This is a genomic window from Streptomyces sp. NBC_00234, assembly GCF_036195325.1.
Lineage (GTDB): Bacteria > Actinomycetota > Actinomycetes > Streptomycetales > Streptomycetaceae > Streptomyces.
This window is the reverse complement of sequence record NZ_CP108101.1, coordinates 7,519,096-7,535,823: the sequence shown is the minus strand read 5'-3', so window position 1 is coordinate 7,535,823 and position 16,728 is coordinate 7,519,096. Positions and strand designations below refer to the sequence as shown.

Genomic DNA, 16,728 nt, shown 5'->3' with positions numbered 1-16,728 from the left:
CTGGACGGAGGTGGTCAGAGGGGCTGGATCCGGGCCTCCAGGAGGCAGAACACGTTGCCTTCCGGGTCGGCCAGGACGTGCCAGCTCTCGGTGCCGGTCTGACCGACGTCGGCGGGCCTGGCGCCGAGAGCGAGCAGCCGCTCCAACTCGGCGTCCTGGTCGCGGTCGGTGGCGTTGACGTCGATGTGCAGTCGGATCTTCCCGGTCCGCGGCTCACTGTTGGGGCTGAGGACGATGGTGGGCTGCGGGCCGCCGGAACCGACGCCGGGCGGCCCGATCTCGATGCTTCCGTCGTCTTCCCGGTCGAGTTCGACGTAGCCGAGGACCTTGCTCCAGAACACGGCGAGCCGGTCCGGGTCGGCGGCCTCGATGACGAGTTCACTGATGCGGCATGCCATGCCCGTCAGTGTACGTAGACCGCCCGGGAGTTGATCGTCGGCCGCGAGCCGAGCGGTGGAGCGCCGGGCGATCGCGTTCGGCCGGATGGCTGGACGACTGGATGGCTGGATGACGCGAAGGATTACCTAGGCAGTCGCGGCCGTCCGCCGGCGCGGCCGGGCGACGAGTTCGCCCCCGCAGTTGGGGCAGGTGGCGTGCATCGTGTCGCTGCACTCCACACAGAAGGTGCACTCGTACGAACAGATCCGGGCGGCAGCGTCCGGAGGCAGCTCCGCGGTCCCGCAGCGTTCGCAGAGGGTGCGCATGTCCAGGGCCACGGGTCCCCCAACGGTCGTGCCTCGTCCGGGCGTCGGCGAGGCGGTGTGTGAAGGGTCCATACTCCACGATCTCCCGCCGGGCCGGCTGTCGGGGCCGGCCCGGCGGGCGGTCGTCACGTGCCGTCGACGAGGGCTTCCGCCAGATCCGGGGAGAAGGAACCGGCGGGCGGGGACCCCGTGGGGCACTGGGCGGAGTTGCCGTCGGAGTCACCCGGGTTCTTGATCCACAGGAGGTACTCGGCGCCGCCCGTTCCGGCGCGCGAGGTCACGCCCAGCCTGCGGCCGGGGGGATTGCAGAATCCGACGTGTCCGCTGGAGGGGACGCCGGGGGTGACGTATCCCCCGTTGCCGTTGCGGGCGGTGTCCACGACCCAGCGGGTGTCGATACCGAAGTCGTTCCTGATCCGGGTGGCCAGCCGGGCACCGTACTGGTTGGAGATGTCGGTGGCGTCGAAGTTGGAGACGCCGATCGACACCCCCTCGGCCATGGAGACGCCTGAACGGTTCAGCAGCTGCGCCATGCGCTCCAGCCCGATGCCTCCGGTGTCGTCGAAGTCGGGTCCCAGGGTCCAGGTCGCGTTCCCGGCGTCGAGGTAGGTCTGCGTGAACGGGCCCTGCGCGGCGAGGTGTTGGTTGGCGTACCAGAGCATGTCGAAGCGGGCTTCGAGCGCCTCGCCCGAGATGCACGCGGGGTCGGACGACTGGGCGACCGCGTCGGGCTCAAGGATCACGACGGCCGGGCGGCCCGCGATGCCCTGGGCGAACCCGTCGATCCACAGCTTGTAGCGGGCCGCGTCCTCCGATCCGCCCGAGGAGGCACCGCCGCAGTCGCGGCCGGGGATGTTGTACGCCACGAGGACCGGCAGCTTCCCCTGGGCGGCGGCGGCGCCCACGTAGGTGGCGACCTCGGTCTGGATGCCGGTGTCCGGATTGCCGTCGGCATCCCAGTTCCCGAACCACTTCGCGGTGTTGTGGTCGCCGATCGCTGCGTTGATCTTCGCGGCGCGGGGGTCCGTGGTGCTCCGCGCCCACTTCGTCGCGTTGTTCGCCGGGTCGGTGTAGAACCCTTCGCGCGCGGTGGACGTGGTCAGCGAGACGTTGTCCAGCGTGACGACGCTCTGATCGGGCAGCCCGCCCACCTGGAAGTCGACGTGCCCGTCACCCGTCTCCAGGGTCGAGGTGAACGTCCAGCTGACGTGCTGGGTGGCGGTGGTCAGATCGACGTCCTCGGCCAGCGCTGCCGGGTACGGATCGGTGCCGAGCTGAACCGTGGACCTGATCCTGCCGGAGACGGACGCCTTCGCGTCGAACGACAGTGTGTACGTTGCGCCCTGACGGAGATTGATGTTGTTCTGACCCACCACGGCGTCCCAGAGGTTGCCCCCTGCACCGGTCCCGGTGAGCGTGATCCGCATCGCCCCGTCGACGGAGGCGATCGACGCCTTCTCCGTGCCCCACCAGGGGGCCGTCAGCGAAGCGAAGGTGCCGTTCTGCACCAACTCGCCGTACAGCGGCTGCGTCGGGCCCGCTGACGCGGTCGGGGCGGGTCCGACGAGGAGGGCCGCGGCAAGGGCCGGAGCGGCCACCACGGTCATCGGTCTCAAGAGATGTCTCATTCTCTGCCTTCTCGAACAGCGCGCCATGCGGCGGCACACGGCGCGGACAAGGAACTCGGCTTGAGGATCGCGCGGTGCAGGATACGCAACGGAAAGTCCGCAAGAGAGGAGAAATCACCGGATTCCCCGGGCAGCGTGGGAGGGTTGTCCGAACACATGTGCACGTAACGGCGGTTCGGCCACCCAAGGCGCCGTTCAGAGGCGTCCCAGGAGGCGCTACGAGAGGCGCCCGCCGGTCAGGCCGTGATCGCCAACCGGTCCCAGAACCAGTAGAGGCCGACCATCGCGACGGGCACCGTCATCGCCGGCAGCGCCCAGCGGTGCGCGGGGGTGCGGCGGAGCAGGACCACGAGCGGGAAAACGGCCGCGATGACGGCCAGTTGTACCGCTTCGATACCGACGTTGAAGCTCAGCAGCGACAGCAGCAGCTCCCACGACCAGCTCTCCTCGATGCCGAGCGCGCCCGCGAATCCCAGACCGTGGACGAGTCCGAACAGGAAGACGGTCGGCAGACGCCAGCGTGCGTTCCCCGGACGGTCCCGCAGGACGATGTCGGCGATGGCGACCGCGGCGATGGAAGCGGCGATGACCGGTTCCACGACCGGTCCGGGAACGTGGACGGCTCCTGTGGCCGCCAGCATGAACGTGATGCTGTGCGCAGCCGTGAAGGCGGTCGCCGTGAGGACGATGTCGCGCAGGCTGCGCGCGCCCATGAGCAGCAACAGCAGGAAGAGGATGTGGTCGATGCCGAACAGCAGGTGTTCGGTGCCGAGCAGGAAGAACTCGCCGATCTGGTGCGACGCGCGGTCTCCGGTGGTTTCCAGGGTCGGTTCGGCGGCCGTCAGGATCTGGGAGCCGCGCTGCCCGTCGATGTCGTAGTGGACGATCGTCTGGGTGCTGTGAACGAACGTCTCGCCGTCCGGGAACAGGGCGCTGGAGATCGCGTACGTGGCGCCGGCGCCGCCCGGGCAGTCGTACGCGAGGGTCAGCAGGGCGAAGGGCCGGGTACCGCGGGTGTGGACGTCGGCGTCGCGGGCACGGCGGGGTGTGCACGCCTTGCCGTCACGGGCGACGTCGAAGCGCTCGGTGACGTATTGGGTCACCGCGTCGGCGTTGATCTTCAGCTGGCGCAGTTGTGCGGCGCGGTCCTTCGCCTCGTACGCCTCGGCGTAGAGCCAGGCGGACTTCATGAGCAGGTCGTATTCGAGGTCGAGCGTCGCCACCACCTCGGCTCCGCCGTCCCCGGCTCCGCCGTCCTCGACACCGGCGTACGCGGCCGTGGTCGCGTCGTGCGCGGCGGCGGGCGCCGGGTACGCGAACCCGGCGGCGAGCAGGGCCAGCAGGGCCGCGACGGTGGAGAGGAGCGCCGCCGTCGGCCTGCGCCCCGGGAGGCGGGACGGCCGCAGGTGGGACGACCGCAGGTGGGACGGTCGCCGACGGGGCAGCTGGGCGGCGGGCGCGGGTTCAGTCAGGTGGGCGGGGCGCATGGCGGGTCTCAGTTCTCGTCTTCACCAGGGGCACGAGCAGGGGGGCCCTCCGCCCCGGACCTGTCTGGTCCGGGGCGGAGGGCGCGGGGCGGCCGGGGTAGAAGCGCCGGTCGGCGCGTCGGCCCGTGCGGCTACGGCGTGGAGTGCGCGAACCACTCGTAGGCGGGTACGTGCGGCCCCCAGCTTCCGGGGCGTCCGTCCGTCTCCTTCGTCACGAAGACGCTCGGTTCGGAGGCGGTCGCACCGCCGCCGGTGGAGCGCGCCGTGACGAACCAGGCGTGCGCCGTTCCGGCCTTGAGTCCCTTCCAGGTCACCGAAGCGGTCGCGCCGGAGTCGGCCGTCGTCCTGCCGATGACGCTCACCGGGTTGTAGAGCGCCACGGAATCGGTCTTGAAGGAGGTCGTACGGGTGGTGAGGTCGACGGGGAGGACCATGTTGTCCTCGGTGCCGTCGTAACGGTGGTCCGTGTCGTACTCCGTGGCACCGAACTCGTCGAGGAGCGGCGAGTAGGTGTCCACGGTCACCTCGGACCGGTCGACGTCGAACTGGAGCATCCTGAAGAAGCTCGCGCCGAACCGCAGTTGCTCGTCGGGCCGATAGCCGCCGATCTCGGTCAGCCCGAGGCGGTCCGCGGACACCGTGTAGAACTGGTAGTCCGCGAGCAGTTCGACGACATCGTGGGAGACCTCGCCGACGCGCGGCTTCACGTTGGTGCCCACCCCGTGTTCGTGACCGGCGAGGATCAGGAAGACGTTCGGGTTGTTCTGGACGACCTTCTTGTACAGCATCGATCCGTCGGGCGCGGAGAACGCGGCGCCGCGTCCGTCGGGGTTGCCGCTCGGCGCGAGGTAGTCGTGCGAGAGCAGGATGCCGTTGCGCCCGGGGTAACGCTTGAACACGGAGTCGGCCCATTCGGCCTCTTCACGCGTCACCGAGTAGGAGAGGCCGACGACCACGAAGTCGATGCCGCCCGCCGAGAACAGGTCGTAGTGGTTCTGGTTGTCGCCCTCGCGCCACGGACCGCCGTACTCGGCGTGCTCCCAGCCCTGGGCCGCCGCCTGGTAACGCTCGGGCCCGTAGTACTGGTTGTAGAGGGCGGAGGGGCCGCTCTCGGTGCCCGACTGGTTGTCGTGGTTGCCCGCGATCACACCGTTCGGGACTCCCGCGTCGTCCAGGATCCGCTGCTGCTTCGAGGACAGCTCCATCTCACCGACGACCTGCTGCTGGTCGGCCTCCGTGGCGGGCTTGCGGATGTTGTTCTCGATGATGTCGCCGGTGTGCGCGACGTAGGCGATCTTGCGGTCGTCCTTGTTGGCCGCGACCCAGCGGGTGACGTCGCCGTACGCCTTCTCCCAGACCGCGCGTTCCTCGGCCGTCTCCTGTTCCACCGCGCCTTCGGAGAGGTACTGCGTGTCGGTGTGGTGGACGATCGAGAAGTCGTACGAGCCGGGGTCGGCGAACGCGTTCGGGTCGCCCGCCTCGATGTCGTCGGCGAACGGGTCCTCGCCCGTCAGCATGACGTGGACCTGCTGCCGGTCGATGTACTTCCGGTCGACGGAGACGGTCAGGACGGTGTTGCCCTCGGCGGCACCGCGAGCGCTGGTCAGGACGTCCCACCGCTTCGCCCCGGTGTCCCAGACCCGCAGTGCGGCCAGGCGCTCGGGGTCGATGACGCCCTCCCAGCGCAGGACCGGCTCGTCGACGTGGCCCTTGACCTGGACGTCGAACCGCTGGAACGTGACGTCCTCGGCGGCCGGAGCGTCGAGCGTCATGCCGTCGGCGGGTGCGAGGCCGGCGGCCTTCACCTTCTTCTCGCCCCTGACCTGAAGCGTCGTGGGGACGGACGTGGCCGTGCCCTCGTACACCTGGCCGGGGGTGAGGATCTCGGCCTCGGAGAAGGTGGCGTTCACCTTGCCGCCGTCGGGCTCGGCCACCTTCGCGGACAGCTTGACGCTGCCGCCCGCGTCGGTCGTGCCCGACTTCGGGGCGAGGTCGGCGGGAGCGTCCGGGATGCCCGCGGAGGTGAACGTCACCTTGCGGACCCCCGTGTTGCCCAGGCCGTCGGTGGCGGACACCGCCAGGGTGTGTTCACCGGCGGAGAGGCCGGGGCCCACGGAGGCGCCGAGCTCGACGGGCCGGCCGTCGAGCGTCACCTCCGGCCCGTCGACCACACCGGAGGCGTCCTCGACGCGGACGTCGAGGACGACCGAAGCCGTGAGGCGCTGTGCCGCGGCGGGGGTGCTGCCGGCCACCCGGGGCGCGGAGTTGTCGGTGACCAGGGTGCGGGTCGCCGTAGTGCCGGCCGTCGACGTCGCGGCCAGCGTGTGGCTGCCGTCGGCGGTCTTCGTGGTGTCGAGATCGGCGCTCAGGCCCTCGGCCGGGCCGTCCACGAAGAATTCGAGGTCGATCTCGGTCAGCGGATTGACGTTGCTGCCGCAGTCGCCGTCGCCCATGGCGTACGAGCCCTTGAGCATGCGTCCGGTGGCGGTGCCCGCGGCGGGGGTGAGGGTGATGGCCGAGAGGCTGAAGTCGTCGCGGTTGTCGCCGCACGCCGTCGCGTAGGTGCCGGTCACGAAGTCGATCGTGTTCCAGCCGGGGACGAGCCACTCGTTGGAGAAGGTCAGGTCGACGTGCTCGCTGACGAAGTCACTGTCGAGCGGCAGTTCCTGGCCGTTCACCACGATCTTGTTCCGGTAGTTGGTGTCGATCGAGTTGCTTCCCACGGTGAAGCCGAGGGTCGCGCTGCCGGTTCCGAGGGTCTCGGACACGGTCGTGGCCGGGGCGTCGACCGTGAAGTGCAGCTCCGCCTGGCGTAGGCGCGTGTCACTGTCGCCGCAAGCGCCGTCGCCCAGGGCGTACGAGTCGGCGATGTCCCGGCCCGTGACGGTCGCACCGTCGAGGGCGAGGACCGGCCGCGCGATGTCGAAGTCGTCGCGGTTGTTGCCGCAGCTCTCCTTGTACGGGCTCGTGACGACCGTGAGGGTGTTGTCCCCGGGCACCAGGTGGCGGGCCGGGATGGCCAGGTCGACGCGCTGCCCCGCCCACGTACCGCCGAGGTCGATACGCTTGCCGTTGACGAGCAGGTGGTTGTCGTACTTGTCGTCGATCGAGTCCGGTCCGACGTCGAAGGAGAACGTCGCCGCGTCATTGCCGAGGCGCGGGAAGACGGCGGGCGCCTTGCCGTCCACCGTCAGTGACTCGACTCCTTCCTCGGAGCCCGCAGGACGGCCGGCGAACACCGACTGCCGGCCGGCCGTCAGGGTGCCGTCCTTGGGCAGGATGCGCGGGGCGCCCGCCGGGGCGTTGTTCACCGTCACCGTGTTCTCGACGGTCTTGCCCGAGGCGGTCTTCGCGCTGAGGACGTGCTCACCGTTGGCGAGCCGGGTGGTGTCCAGGTCGGTCCGGAGCCCGGTCGTTCCCTTGGGGTCGCCGAGGACGAAGAAGCTGAGCTCGGCGCGCTTCCGCAGCGAGGTGTTGGAGCCGCAGCTGCCGTCGCCGAAGGAGTACGTGTACTCGTTCTCCTCGCCGTCCGCGACCTCGCCGAGCAGCTCCAGGCCGATGTCCGAGAGCACGAAGTCGTCGTAGTTCGTCCCGCACGCGCTCTCCACCGTGCCGGCGAGGATCTCGATCCTGTTCTCACCCTTGACCAGGTGCTGGTTCGGGATCTCGATCGTGCCGCGCTCGTTGACGAGGTTGCCGATGTCGGCCCGGTAATCACCGTTGACCAGCACGTGGTTGTGGTAGCGGGCCTCGGTCGAGTTCGACCCGACGTCGAAGGTCAGCCGGGACACCCCGTGGGTCCGCTCGGCGTCCACCGTCCTGCCGTCGACCGCGAGCGCCGTCACTGAGTCCTCGGCCAGCGCCGGCGTGGCACGGACCTCCTCCGTACCCTCCAGGTACGCCCTGTCCTGCGGGGTCAGGGTGGGGAGCGCCGTGCTGTCGCTGCCGGGCGAGGTGCCGTGTGCGCGCGGGGTCTCCTCCACCCCTCCGTCGGCGCTCGCTGTCGTCAGGTTCCCGCCGACGAGCAGCAGTGCGGCGAGTGCCGCCCCCACGAGCCGCTGCCGGCCCGGTCCGCCACTCCATCGTCTTCGCCGCTGTGCCGGCCTCATCAGCAGCCGTCCTTCCTGATCGCCGCAAGGGGACGGGCACGCGGTACCGATGCGCCACATGCCCCCGGTGATCCTGGTCAGCACAGATGAACGGCGGTGGATCTGCCGTGAACCATCAGGGGAAGGGTGCTGTGTTCCTGCCCGACGGCCCACCGGGCCCGTCTCCCGCCCCTCCTCAGCAACAGACATGTCCCGTCACGCTCATTGAGGCTCTGACGAGCCGTCCGATGTCGGCCTGCGCCGACGTTCGACCAGGCAGAAGGGGTGCCCGGCCGGGTCGGTGAGGACCCGCCATCGTTCACCGCCCGGCTGGTGCTCCGGCGTCCCCGCGCCCAGCTCCAGCAGCTGTGCCACGGCGTCGTCGAGGTCGTCGACCTCGAAGTCCATGTGGAACTGCTGGGGCACGCTCTGGCCGGGCCAGACCGGAGGGGTGTAGTCGTCGACCCGCTGGAATCCGATGGCGAGCCCGTCCTCGCGAGCGACACCGGCGAAGTCACCGTGGGATTCCGGGTGAAGCGCGAAACCGGTGGCCCGGTGGTAGAACGCGGCCAGCGCCTGGGGGTCGGCGCAGTCGAGGGTGATCGCCAGCAGCTTCATCTGCAGGGGCATGGGAACTCCGTAACAACCGTCGCGCGTGGATGCGCGCTCGCGTGGCCACACGGTATGGATCAACTCCGCGCTCGGCGACCGGATTATCCCGCGCATCTCGCGCTCGGACCCCGGAAGCCCCGCCGACCCCTCAAGCCCTGTCACCCCGACGGCCCCTACGCTCACTCCATGTCGAACTCGGAACTGCAGCGCATCAACTCCTTCCTCTCGGCCTTCGCCCGTCGCCAGGCCGCGCGTACCGTCGACCTCCCCGGCGGATTCGCCGTGTACGACGAAGCGTTCGCGCATTCCCGTGGGAACAACCACGTCGTCATCGACACGGCCACCGACCCCGCGGCGCTGCCCGCCGTCGCGGAGGAGGCGCTGGGGCATCTGTCGCATCGACTGATCTCCGTCCTGGACAACGAGATCGGACTGGCGTGCGCGGAACCGCTGATCCGGGCCGGGTACACCCACTCCACCAATCTGGTCATGCTGCACACCGGCCCGGTGCCGGCCGGCGGCGCCGCGGAGGTGGTGGACCTCGACGCGTTGCGTGTCCCCCTCACCCGGCGCTGGCGGGACCTCCTGCCGGACGTCGACGAGGAGGTCGTGCGCCACCTCGTCGACCGCCGTGCGGCTCGGCACCGCGGGGCCGACGTGGTGCACTTCATCGGTGCCCGCACTGAGGACGGCGAGATCGCCTCATGGGCGGACCTCTACGTGGACCCGGCGACCGGTACGGCCCAGATCGAGGACCTGATCACCTCGGAGGCCCACCTCAGGCGCGGCCACGCCGATGCCGTCCTGACCAGCGCGTTGCGGCTGGCCGGCGACAACGCCTGCGCGACCCGGTTCCTGACGGCTCATGCGACGGACTGGCCCCGGCACTGGTACGAGCGCCGCGGCTTCTCCGTCATCGGCCACTCCCACGTCTTCGAACGCGGCTGATCGAGTCCTGGACCGAGCGGCGTCGCGCCGTACACCGTGGCATCGTGGCGGCATGACCATCGAGGTGCGGCCGGCTTCGGTCTTCGAGGATGTCCGTCCGGTGCTCGGCCCCAAATCGCCCGGGGCCAACGTCTGCTGGTGTCTGAGCTACCGGATCCCGGCCAAGCTGAACAACGAGCTCCGCGGACCGGCCCGCGGCGAGTACGTCGCCGGACTGTGCCGTGCCCAGCCGGCTCCCGGAGTGCTCGCCTACGAGGGCGACGAGCCGGTCGGCTGGGCCGCCGTGGCACCGCGCTCCGACACCTCCTTCGCGCACAGCCGCAAGATCCCGCACGTCGACGACCTGCCCGTCTGGTCGCTGTGGTGCATCCGCGTACGCCCCGGTCACCGGAAGCAGGGCATCTCGCACGCCCTCATCGCCGGCGCGGTCGAGTTCGCCCGCGCGCAGGGCGCACCGGTCGTCGAGGCGTATCCCCTCGACAACGGGGACGCGAAGGTCGACCTCACGATGGCGTACGCGGGACTCCGCAAGAACTTCGAGCGCGCCGGATTCGTCCACGCGGCCGACACCACCTCGGTGCTGGCGGGTCACCCTCGGGTCCTGATGCGGCACGACCTGCGCTGACAGCGCCGCACGACGACGGGAGCCCCCGAACCGAGCGGTTCGGGGGCTCCCTCGTCCGGAGGCGGTGCGGACCGGGCGCCAGTCGTCAGGGGGTGACGATGGGGAAGTCGGGGTCGAAGTCGTCGAGGAGGCCGGCCAGCGTCTGGAGCGCCGTCTCGTCACCGTCGAGGGTGACGGCCCCCGACGTCACGAGCGCGCCCGCGGCGGCCGGCTTCAGCAGCACACCGATCAGTGCGGACTTCGGGCCGCTCACAGTGAGCTGGGCGTCGGGCGCGGCGCCGCGACGGGCGTTGAGGACACCGCGGCGAATCCGCATCGTCCACGTCTCGTCGTCCCCGTCGGTGAAGCGCAGGGCGATCCGCAGGTCGGCGGTGCCCGCCTTCTCGCCGATGAGGTGGACGGCGACGAAGTCGAAGAGGATGTCGATGGGCATGGCGAGGATGGTGTCGGGGCTGGCCGTGGCGAAGGTCGCCGCCTGTACCCCCTCGCGCAGTTCCCTGGCGGCGGTGAGGTAGATGCCGCGCCACTGCGGGCCTTCGGCCTGGTAGCCCATCTGCTCGTACGCGTCGGCCTGCAGTTCCCGTGCCGCCTGGTGGTCGGGCTGGGCGAAGACCAGGGTGTGCAGGATCTGGGCGGCCCACCGGTAGTCGGCGGCGTCGAAGGCCCGCTGCCCCTCGGCCATGATCCCTTCGGCACCGATCAGGTCGACGAACCGCCGGGCCGACTCGGTCGGCGGGTGCGGATGCAGGGAGACCGGGTCGCCGTCCCACATACCGAGTTCCTTGGTGAACACCGCGCGCACGTCGTGGTGCAGGGTGCCGTGGTAGCCGCGGTTGAACCACGTGCGGCCCAGTTCCTCCGGCAGCTCGATGACCTCGGCGGCCTCCAGCGGCGTGTAGCCCTTGTTCGCGAGCCTCAGCGCCTGGTCGTGGATGTACTTGTACGTGTCGCGCTGCGACTCCAGGAACGCGGTGACCTGGCTGTTCTCCCACACGGGCCAGGTGTGCGGCCCGTAGTGCACCTGCACGTCGTCGCCCCAGCGCTCCAGCGTCTCGTCGAGGTAGCGGGCGAAGTTCCGTGCGTCGCGGGTGCGGGCCCCGCGCAGCGTCTGGATGTTGTGCAGCGAGTGGTTGGCGTTCTCCGCGCAGGTCAGCGCTCCCAGCTGCGGGACCCAGATGTGCATCTCCTCCGGTGCCTCGGTGTCGGGGGCGTAGAGGAACTCGAATTCCAGACCGCCGAGGTCGCGCTTCGCGCCGGTCTCGGTGATCGGGTCGGTCGGCGAGATGTAGGAGATCGTGACGCCGGGAACCGTACCGATGCCGATACCGCAGGTGACGCAGCCGGTGGCGCTCTCGTCGAGCAGACTGTTGAACGCGTACGAGGCGCGGCGCGACATCGCGTTGCCCGCGATGACGTTCTCGCCGATCGCGTGCTTGTCGAAGGAGGCGATGGTGCCCGGCGCGATGATCGGCACCTTCCCGGACGCGACGTCCTCGGCGCTGACCACGCCCTTGACGCCGCCGTAGTGGTCGATGTGGGTGTGGGTGTAGATCACCGCGGCGACGGGTTTGTCGCTGACGTGCGCCCGGATCATGGCCATGCTCTGCGTGGCGGCCTCGACGGACGACATGCAGTCGACCACCACCAGACCGGTGTCGCCCTCGATGACGGTCAGGTTGGCGATGTCGTTGTTACGGACCTGGTAGACGCCGTCGACGACCTTGTACAGGCCGCCCTTGCGGATCAGCTGCGACTGCCGCCACAGGCTGGGGTTCACCGTGGCGGGGGCGGGTGCGTCGTCGTCGATGTAGTCGTAACGGGAGGCATCGAAGATGACCCGTCCGTCCGTCGAGTACAGCTTGTCCGGGAACGGGGCGATGAAGCCGCGCTCGCTGTCCGCGAAATCCTGCCGGTCGGCCATGTCGTAGCGGGAGAGGGCCTCGCGGTTGGCAGCGGCGGTCGCGGGCGTGGCGTCCTTGGGTGCGTAGGCCATGACGAGCACTCCACTCGGTGACGACGAAAGAAACGGGCAAGTCTTCTCAGGCTCTCCGCTTCGCGAGGGGCGGCAAGTGGAGGACGGCCGGACGAGTGACGTCATCACGACCGGTGCGCGGCCTGCCGGGGAGCCGTCACCGGTCGGCCGAGAGGGAGACTCCGCCGTCCGGCCGAAGATCAACAGCCGTTAACATCCCCACATGTCCGACCATCCCACTCGGCGCCTCCTGCGGAACGACTCCCGCACCACGAAGGTGGCGACCCACGAGTCCCTCGCGCTCCCGGCCTCCGGGGCAAAGGCGCTGCTCCGTACCCTCCGAGCCGATGAGAAGGTACTGGCGCTCTATCACCAGGGACTGGGACACGCCGCGCTCACCGGGAGCGCCCTCGTCCTGCTGGGCCCGGGTCCTGCGCCGCGGGTGACCCGGGTTCCGAGGCCCTTGGCGATCCTGCGCCCCGCGCACGGCGCCCGGAGGATCGTGGACGTGTCGGTGAAGGGGCGGAGCATCGGCCTCTGGGGCTCGCAGCTCGACGCGTCCGGCCAACTCCTCGTACAGGCCGGGGAACCGGTGCCCGACCCGCTCGCCGAGGACGCGCGTACGGCCCAGGTCGCCGCCGGCGAGAGCATCTCCCTCTCCGACGCCCACAAGAAGGCGCTGCTGGAGGCGCTGGAGCGGGGCGAAGTGGTCCGGGCGCTCTACCGCGACGGCTGGGGCCATGCCGCACTCACCGGGAACGGACTCGTCCTGCTCCGGAATCCGTGGGCTCCCAAGGCGACCCGCGTGCCCCGACCTCTGCGGATACTCCGCCCCACGTACGGGCTGTTCGACGCCGTCGACCTCCTCGTGGACGGGAAGCCGCACAAGCTGAACGGCTCGAAACTCGACCCGAGGGGAGAGCTCCTCCAGGCCATGGGGGAACTCCTGCCTCCCGAGTCCCCCGTGCGCCCCGGTCGCGGAACGCGGATCGCCACCTGGATACGCCGGCATCCCGTCCTGATGTCCGCGGGCGTGGCCCTGATGTTCTTCGGCGGTACGGCATCGGACACCAGTGGGGACGAGGCGTCCGCGCAGGTCCGTGCGGACCGCACCCAGAGCGTCCCTGACTTCACCGGCGCTTCCCTCGGCTCTGCCGTATCGAAGGCCGAGGCCCAGGCGTGGCGGACGGTCTCGGCCATGGACGCGTCCTCCGCGTTCCGGCCGCTGGAACCCACCGCGCGGGGGTGGCGGGTCTGCTTCCAGCTCCCCGGCCACGAGGAGACCGTCCGCCCGTCGACCCGCATGCTGACGCTGTACGCGGTCCCGGACCGGGAGGAGTGCCCGACACGGCTGTTCGGCCCCCGCCGGGTCCTCATGCCGGACCTCGTCGGCGAGCGGTTCGACGACGCCTCGCAGGCCCTCGACGCACTCGGCCTCGATCATGTAGTCCCGTTCCACGCCCACACCGGTAAGCGCCTGGACGACACGTCGCGCGATCTGGCCGGATGGCAGGTCTGCCGCCAGCAGCCGGAGCCCGATGCCGAGGTCGACGACTACACGCAGGTCGACCTGTGGCTGATCGGCGCCGACGCCCCCTGCACCGAACCGAGCCCGAAGCCCAAACCGAAGCCCAAGCCGAAGCCCGAACCGAAGCCCAAGCCTGCACCGAAGCCGCAGCCGTCCTACGGCACCGGCTCGGGGGGCAGTACCGGTGGAAGCAGTACGGGCGGAAGCAGCAGCGGGAGCAGTGGCGGCACCACCAGCGGCGGCTCGTCCGGCAGTTCCGGCACCTCCGGCGGTTCCACCGGCTCGGGAAGCAGCACCGGTGGCGCGGCAGGCGTCCAGTTCGGGCAGTACTGCTCCCCCGTGGGCAGCACCGCGACGACCGCCGACGGACGGCCCGCGAAGTGCTTCATGGGCAAGGACGGCCAGCCCCGGTGGGGGTACAACTCCGGGTGACCCGGCCCGATGGAGCCGGGCACCCGGCGACGAGCGAGTTCGGCGGCAAAGCGTGTGGCGTACGCGATCTTCCCTACGAAAGGATGAGCACATGAACGACCATGCGGAATCCTCAGCCCTTCGCCCGGTTCGGGGAGTCGCCCTGTCCGCCGTCGCGGCGCTCGGCCTCGCGGGCACAGCCTGGGCGGCCTTGGCCGTGTGGCACATCCGGCTCGCCACCACCGGAGAACCCTCGTCGGGACCGCCGGAACAGAGCGACGGCGGGCACCGCCCGCTGACCGCGCTGGAGGACTCCTACCACTTCGTCAACGCCCTGACAGAAGGGGCGACGGCGCTGTGCGCGATCGTCTTCCTGGCCTGGCTGTGGAGCGTCCGGGACAACGCACGCGCCCTCTCGGGAAAGAGCCCCCGCTACGCCTGGCCATGGATGTACGCGGGCTGGGTCCTCCCCGTCGCCAACCTCTGGGTACCGCGCGGGATCGTCGCGGACATCCACCACGCGAGCGCACCGGCCACCCGCCTTCCGCAGGTCGTGAACTGGTGGTGGGGCCTGTGGCTGGTCGGCACGCTGACCGGGACGGGCCTGATGCACTCCGGCACGACGGACTCCGTCATCGCCCGCGCCTACACGGACGTCCCTCCGCTCCTGCTCGTGGACGCGGCCGTCGTCGGCGCCGCCGTGGCCGGTGCGTTCATGGTCCGCGCCATCACCGCCGCACAACTGCAGCGCATGACCGAGCCGTCGCCGCAGGCCACCGGGTCCGCCGTCCCCGACGAACAAGTGGCGTGACCCGCCGTCGCTCCGCACTCGGAGGTCGGTGAGCCGAGGTGGTGCGTCACGGGGCGCACCGTACGCGCGCCACCCACTCCGCGAGGCAGAACAGGGGCCGTCGGATACGACGGCCCCTGTTCCGGGCGTTCGGTGGCCGCTATCCGGCGTACGTCTCGAACTCGGCGACCTTCGGCGTACCGGTCGCGCTGGTGATCTCGAAGGTGATCTTCTGCAGGGAGGTCCGGGCGAACGTGATGACGCCTGCACCGCTGCCGGAGGTCAGGACGGCGCCGGTGTCGCCGTTGATGAGCCTCCAGGAGCCGATGCTGCCCGCGGAGCCCGATGCCTCCCGGATGTTGACCGAGGAGACGGCGGTGGAGGAGCCCCACTTGACCGAGACGGAACCGGTCGAGCCGGCCGGCGACCAGTAGGTGCTCAGGTTCCCGTCCCGGACGTTGCCGTAGCTCGTCCCGTCGGCCTTGCTGGAACCGTCGGAGCCTGCACCGATGCTGAGGTTCGTCCCGGCGGGCGTGGTCGGTCCCGGCGTGGGCTCCGTCGGTCCGGGCGTGGGCTCGGTGGGTCCGGGCGTCGGCTCGGTCGGTCCGGGAGTCGGGGACTGCGGCGAGCAGCTGCCGTTCGAGACCTGAAGTCCCTTGTTGGCACCCGCCGTACGACTCACGACGTCCGGCACGCAACTGGCGTCGTCGAGGGTGTAGGAGTAGGGAATGCTGACGGAGGTGTTGGACGTCGGGTTCGGGCCCGCGGGGTTGTTCTCGCTACCGGGGCTGGACCAGGTCACGTTGTCGAAGATGTTCCCGCTGACCTGCCAGTACCCGGCCGCGTCGGTGTAGAACGTACCCAGGACGTCCTTGGAGTCCTTGAAGTAGTTGTTGTCCACCTTGGCGCGGGCGCCGGCCCGGGAGTTGATACCGGACTCGTTGAGGCTCGCGTAGTAGTTGTTGTAGATGTGGGCGATGCCGCCGCGCAGCAGGGGCGCGCGGGAGTCGATGTTCTCGTACAGGTTGTGGTGGTACGTGATGAAGCCGTTCGAGAGGTCGCTCTCGCTGGAGCCGATGAGTCCACCGCGACCGGAGTTGCGCAGGGTGCTGTACGACAGGGTCACGTACTGGGTGTTGTCCTTCATGTCGAAGAGGCCGTCGTACCCCTCCGACTCCCCGCCCGACGCCTCCAGGGTGGTGTGATCGACCCAGACGTTGCGGACGTCGCTCTCCATGCCGATGGCGTCACCGCCGTTGGACGTGGGCGAGCCCGACTTCTTGACGTTCCGGACCGTCACGTTCTGGATGATGATGTTGCTGGATTCACGGATGTGGATGCCCAGTTGGTCGAAGACGGCTCCACTGCCGACCCCGACGATGGTGACGTTGCTGATCTGCTTGAGCTCGATGACGCCGTCGGCGGTGGAGCAACTGTCGCCCGACACCTTGGCGGTGTTGGCGTGGTTGACGACCCCCTCGACCTCGATGGTGATCGGGGTGCTGCTGCTGGCCCGGCCGCACAGGGCCGCATGGATCGCGGTCCCCGTGGTGGCCCGCACCGTCTGCCCGCCCGAACCGCCGGTGGTCCCCCCGTTCTGGGTCGCGTAGCCGGTGGCGCTGCCGGTCGCGGCCGAGGCCGCGGGCGTCGAAAGAACCACACCGCCGGCGACCGCCATGGCGGTCGTCGCCAGCGCCGCATAGAGTCGGAGTGCGACTGGTCGTCTCATCCTGGTATCCCCATATCCTCTTCGAATTGCCTGGTGCTGCTGCTGCGTTCCGTGGTCATGCCTGGCCGGCCGTAGAGGCTGCCGACCTGTCGCCGGGCAGGTCGGGGCAGCCCCCGTACAGGGGGGCTGTTCTCGATCTGTTCGGGTCAACTGTGGTGCTGTGAAACAGAGTTCGATGCCTTCGACGCCCTGCCGCGAGATCCGTG

12 protein-coding genes are annotated in these 16,728 nt (G+C 69.9%); 4 read left to right on the top strand and 8 right to left on the bottom strand.

The window, feature by feature from the left end; translation table 11 throughout:
* Positions 1-14: 14 nt before the first annotated feature.
* From OG230_RS32965 to OG230_RS32940, 6 genes are all read right to left on the bottom strand, one after another.
* Entirely contained in the window at positions 15-398 is a 384-nt protein-coding gene (locus OG230_RS32965; RefSeq protein WP_328907414.1) for a VOC family protein, read from the bottom strand.
* Positions 399-524: 126 nt separating this feature from the next.
* The gene (locus OG230_RS32960) at positions 525-716 is read right to left on the bottom strand and encodes a DUF1272 domain-containing protein (RefSeq protein ID WP_328907413.1); all 192 of its coding nucleotides are present in this window, start codon (positions 714-716) and stop codon (positions 525-527) included.
* 113 nt (positions 717-829) lie between these two features.
* On the bottom strand, positions 830-2,332 hold the full coding sequence (locus OG230_RS32955) for a glycoside hydrolase family 6 protein (protein ID WP_328907412.1): 1,503 nt from the start codon (positions 2,330-2,332) through the stop codon (positions 830-832).
* A gap of 236 nt (positions 2,333-2,568) precedes the next feature.
* Positions 2,569-3,819 carry a HupE/UreJ family protein gene (locus OG230_RS32950; protein ID WP_328907411.1) on the bottom strand — a complete coding sequence of 417 codons (1,251 nt, stop codon included), beginning with the start codon at positions 3,817-3,819 and terminating at the stop codon, positions 2,569-2,571.
* Positions 3,820-3,950: 131 nt separating this feature from the next.
* Positions 3,951-7,928, bottom strand: coding sequence for a metallophosphoesterase (locus tag OG230_RS32945; RefSeq protein WP_328907410.1), 3,978 nt, complete (start codon positions 7,926-7,928; stop codon positions 3,951-3,953).
* Between the two features lie 201 nt (positions 7,929-8,129).
* Positions 8,130-8,537: a VOC family protein gene (locus OG230_RS32940; protein ID WP_328907409.1), complete on the bottom strand. Its 408-nt coding sequence runs from the start codon at positions 8,535-8,537 to the stop codon at positions 8,130-8,132.
* Positions 8,538-8,705: 168 nt separating this feature from the next.
* On the opposite strand from OG230_RS32940, the gene OG230_RS32935 reads away from it, so the two are divergent.
* Together OG230_RS32935 and OG230_RS32930 are read left to right on the top strand one after the other, a co-directional pair.
* Positions 8,706-9,467: a GNAT family N-acetyltransferase gene (locus tag OG230_RS32935; RefSeq protein WP_328907408.1), complete on the top strand. Its 762-nt coding sequence runs from the start codon at positions 8,706-8,708 to the stop codon at positions 9,465-9,467.
* Between the two features lie 52 nt (positions 9,468-9,519).
* The gene (locus OG230_RS32930) at positions 9,520-10,092 is read left to right on the top strand and encodes a GNAT family N-acetyltransferase (protein WP_328907407.1); all 573 of its coding nucleotides are present in this window, start codon (positions 9,520-9,522) and stop codon (positions 10,090-10,092) included.
* 85 nt (positions 10,093-10,177) lie between these two features.
* Here OG230_RS32930 and OG230_RS32925 read toward each other — a convergent pair whose 3' ends face one another.
* A complete protein-coding gene (locus OG230_RS32925; RefSeq protein ID WP_328907406.1) occupies positions 10,178-12,085 on the bottom strand; it encodes an alkyl/aryl-sulfatase in 1,908 nt (635 codons plus the stop codon).
* A gap of 202 nt (positions 12,086-12,287) precedes the next feature.
* On the opposite strand from OG230_RS32925, the gene OG230_RS32920 reads away from it, so the two are divergent.
* Together OG230_RS32920 and OG230_RS32915 are read left to right on the top strand one after the other, a co-directional pair.
* The gene (locus OG230_RS32920; RefSeq protein ID WP_328907405.1) at positions 12,288-14,024 is read left to right on the top strand and encodes a PASTA domain-containing protein; all 1,737 of its coding nucleotides are present in this window, start codon (positions 12,288-12,290) and stop codon (positions 14,022-14,024) included.
* A gap of 91 nt (positions 14,025-14,115) precedes the next feature.
* The gene (locus OG230_RS32915; protein ID WP_328907404.1) at positions 14,116-14,814 is read left to right on the top strand and encodes a DUF4328 domain-containing protein; all 699 of its coding nucleotides are present in this window, start codon (positions 14,116-14,118) and stop codon (positions 14,812-14,814) included.
* A gap of 139 nt (positions 14,815-14,953) precedes the next feature.
* Here OG230_RS32915 and OG230_RS32910 read toward each other — a convergent pair whose 3' ends face one another.
* Positions 14,954-16,522, bottom strand: coding sequence for a pectate lyase family protein (locus OG230_RS32910; RefSeq protein ID WP_328907403.1), 1,569 nt, complete (start codon positions 16,520-16,522; stop codon positions 14,954-14,956).
* Positions 16,523-16,728: the final 206 nt, after the last annotated feature.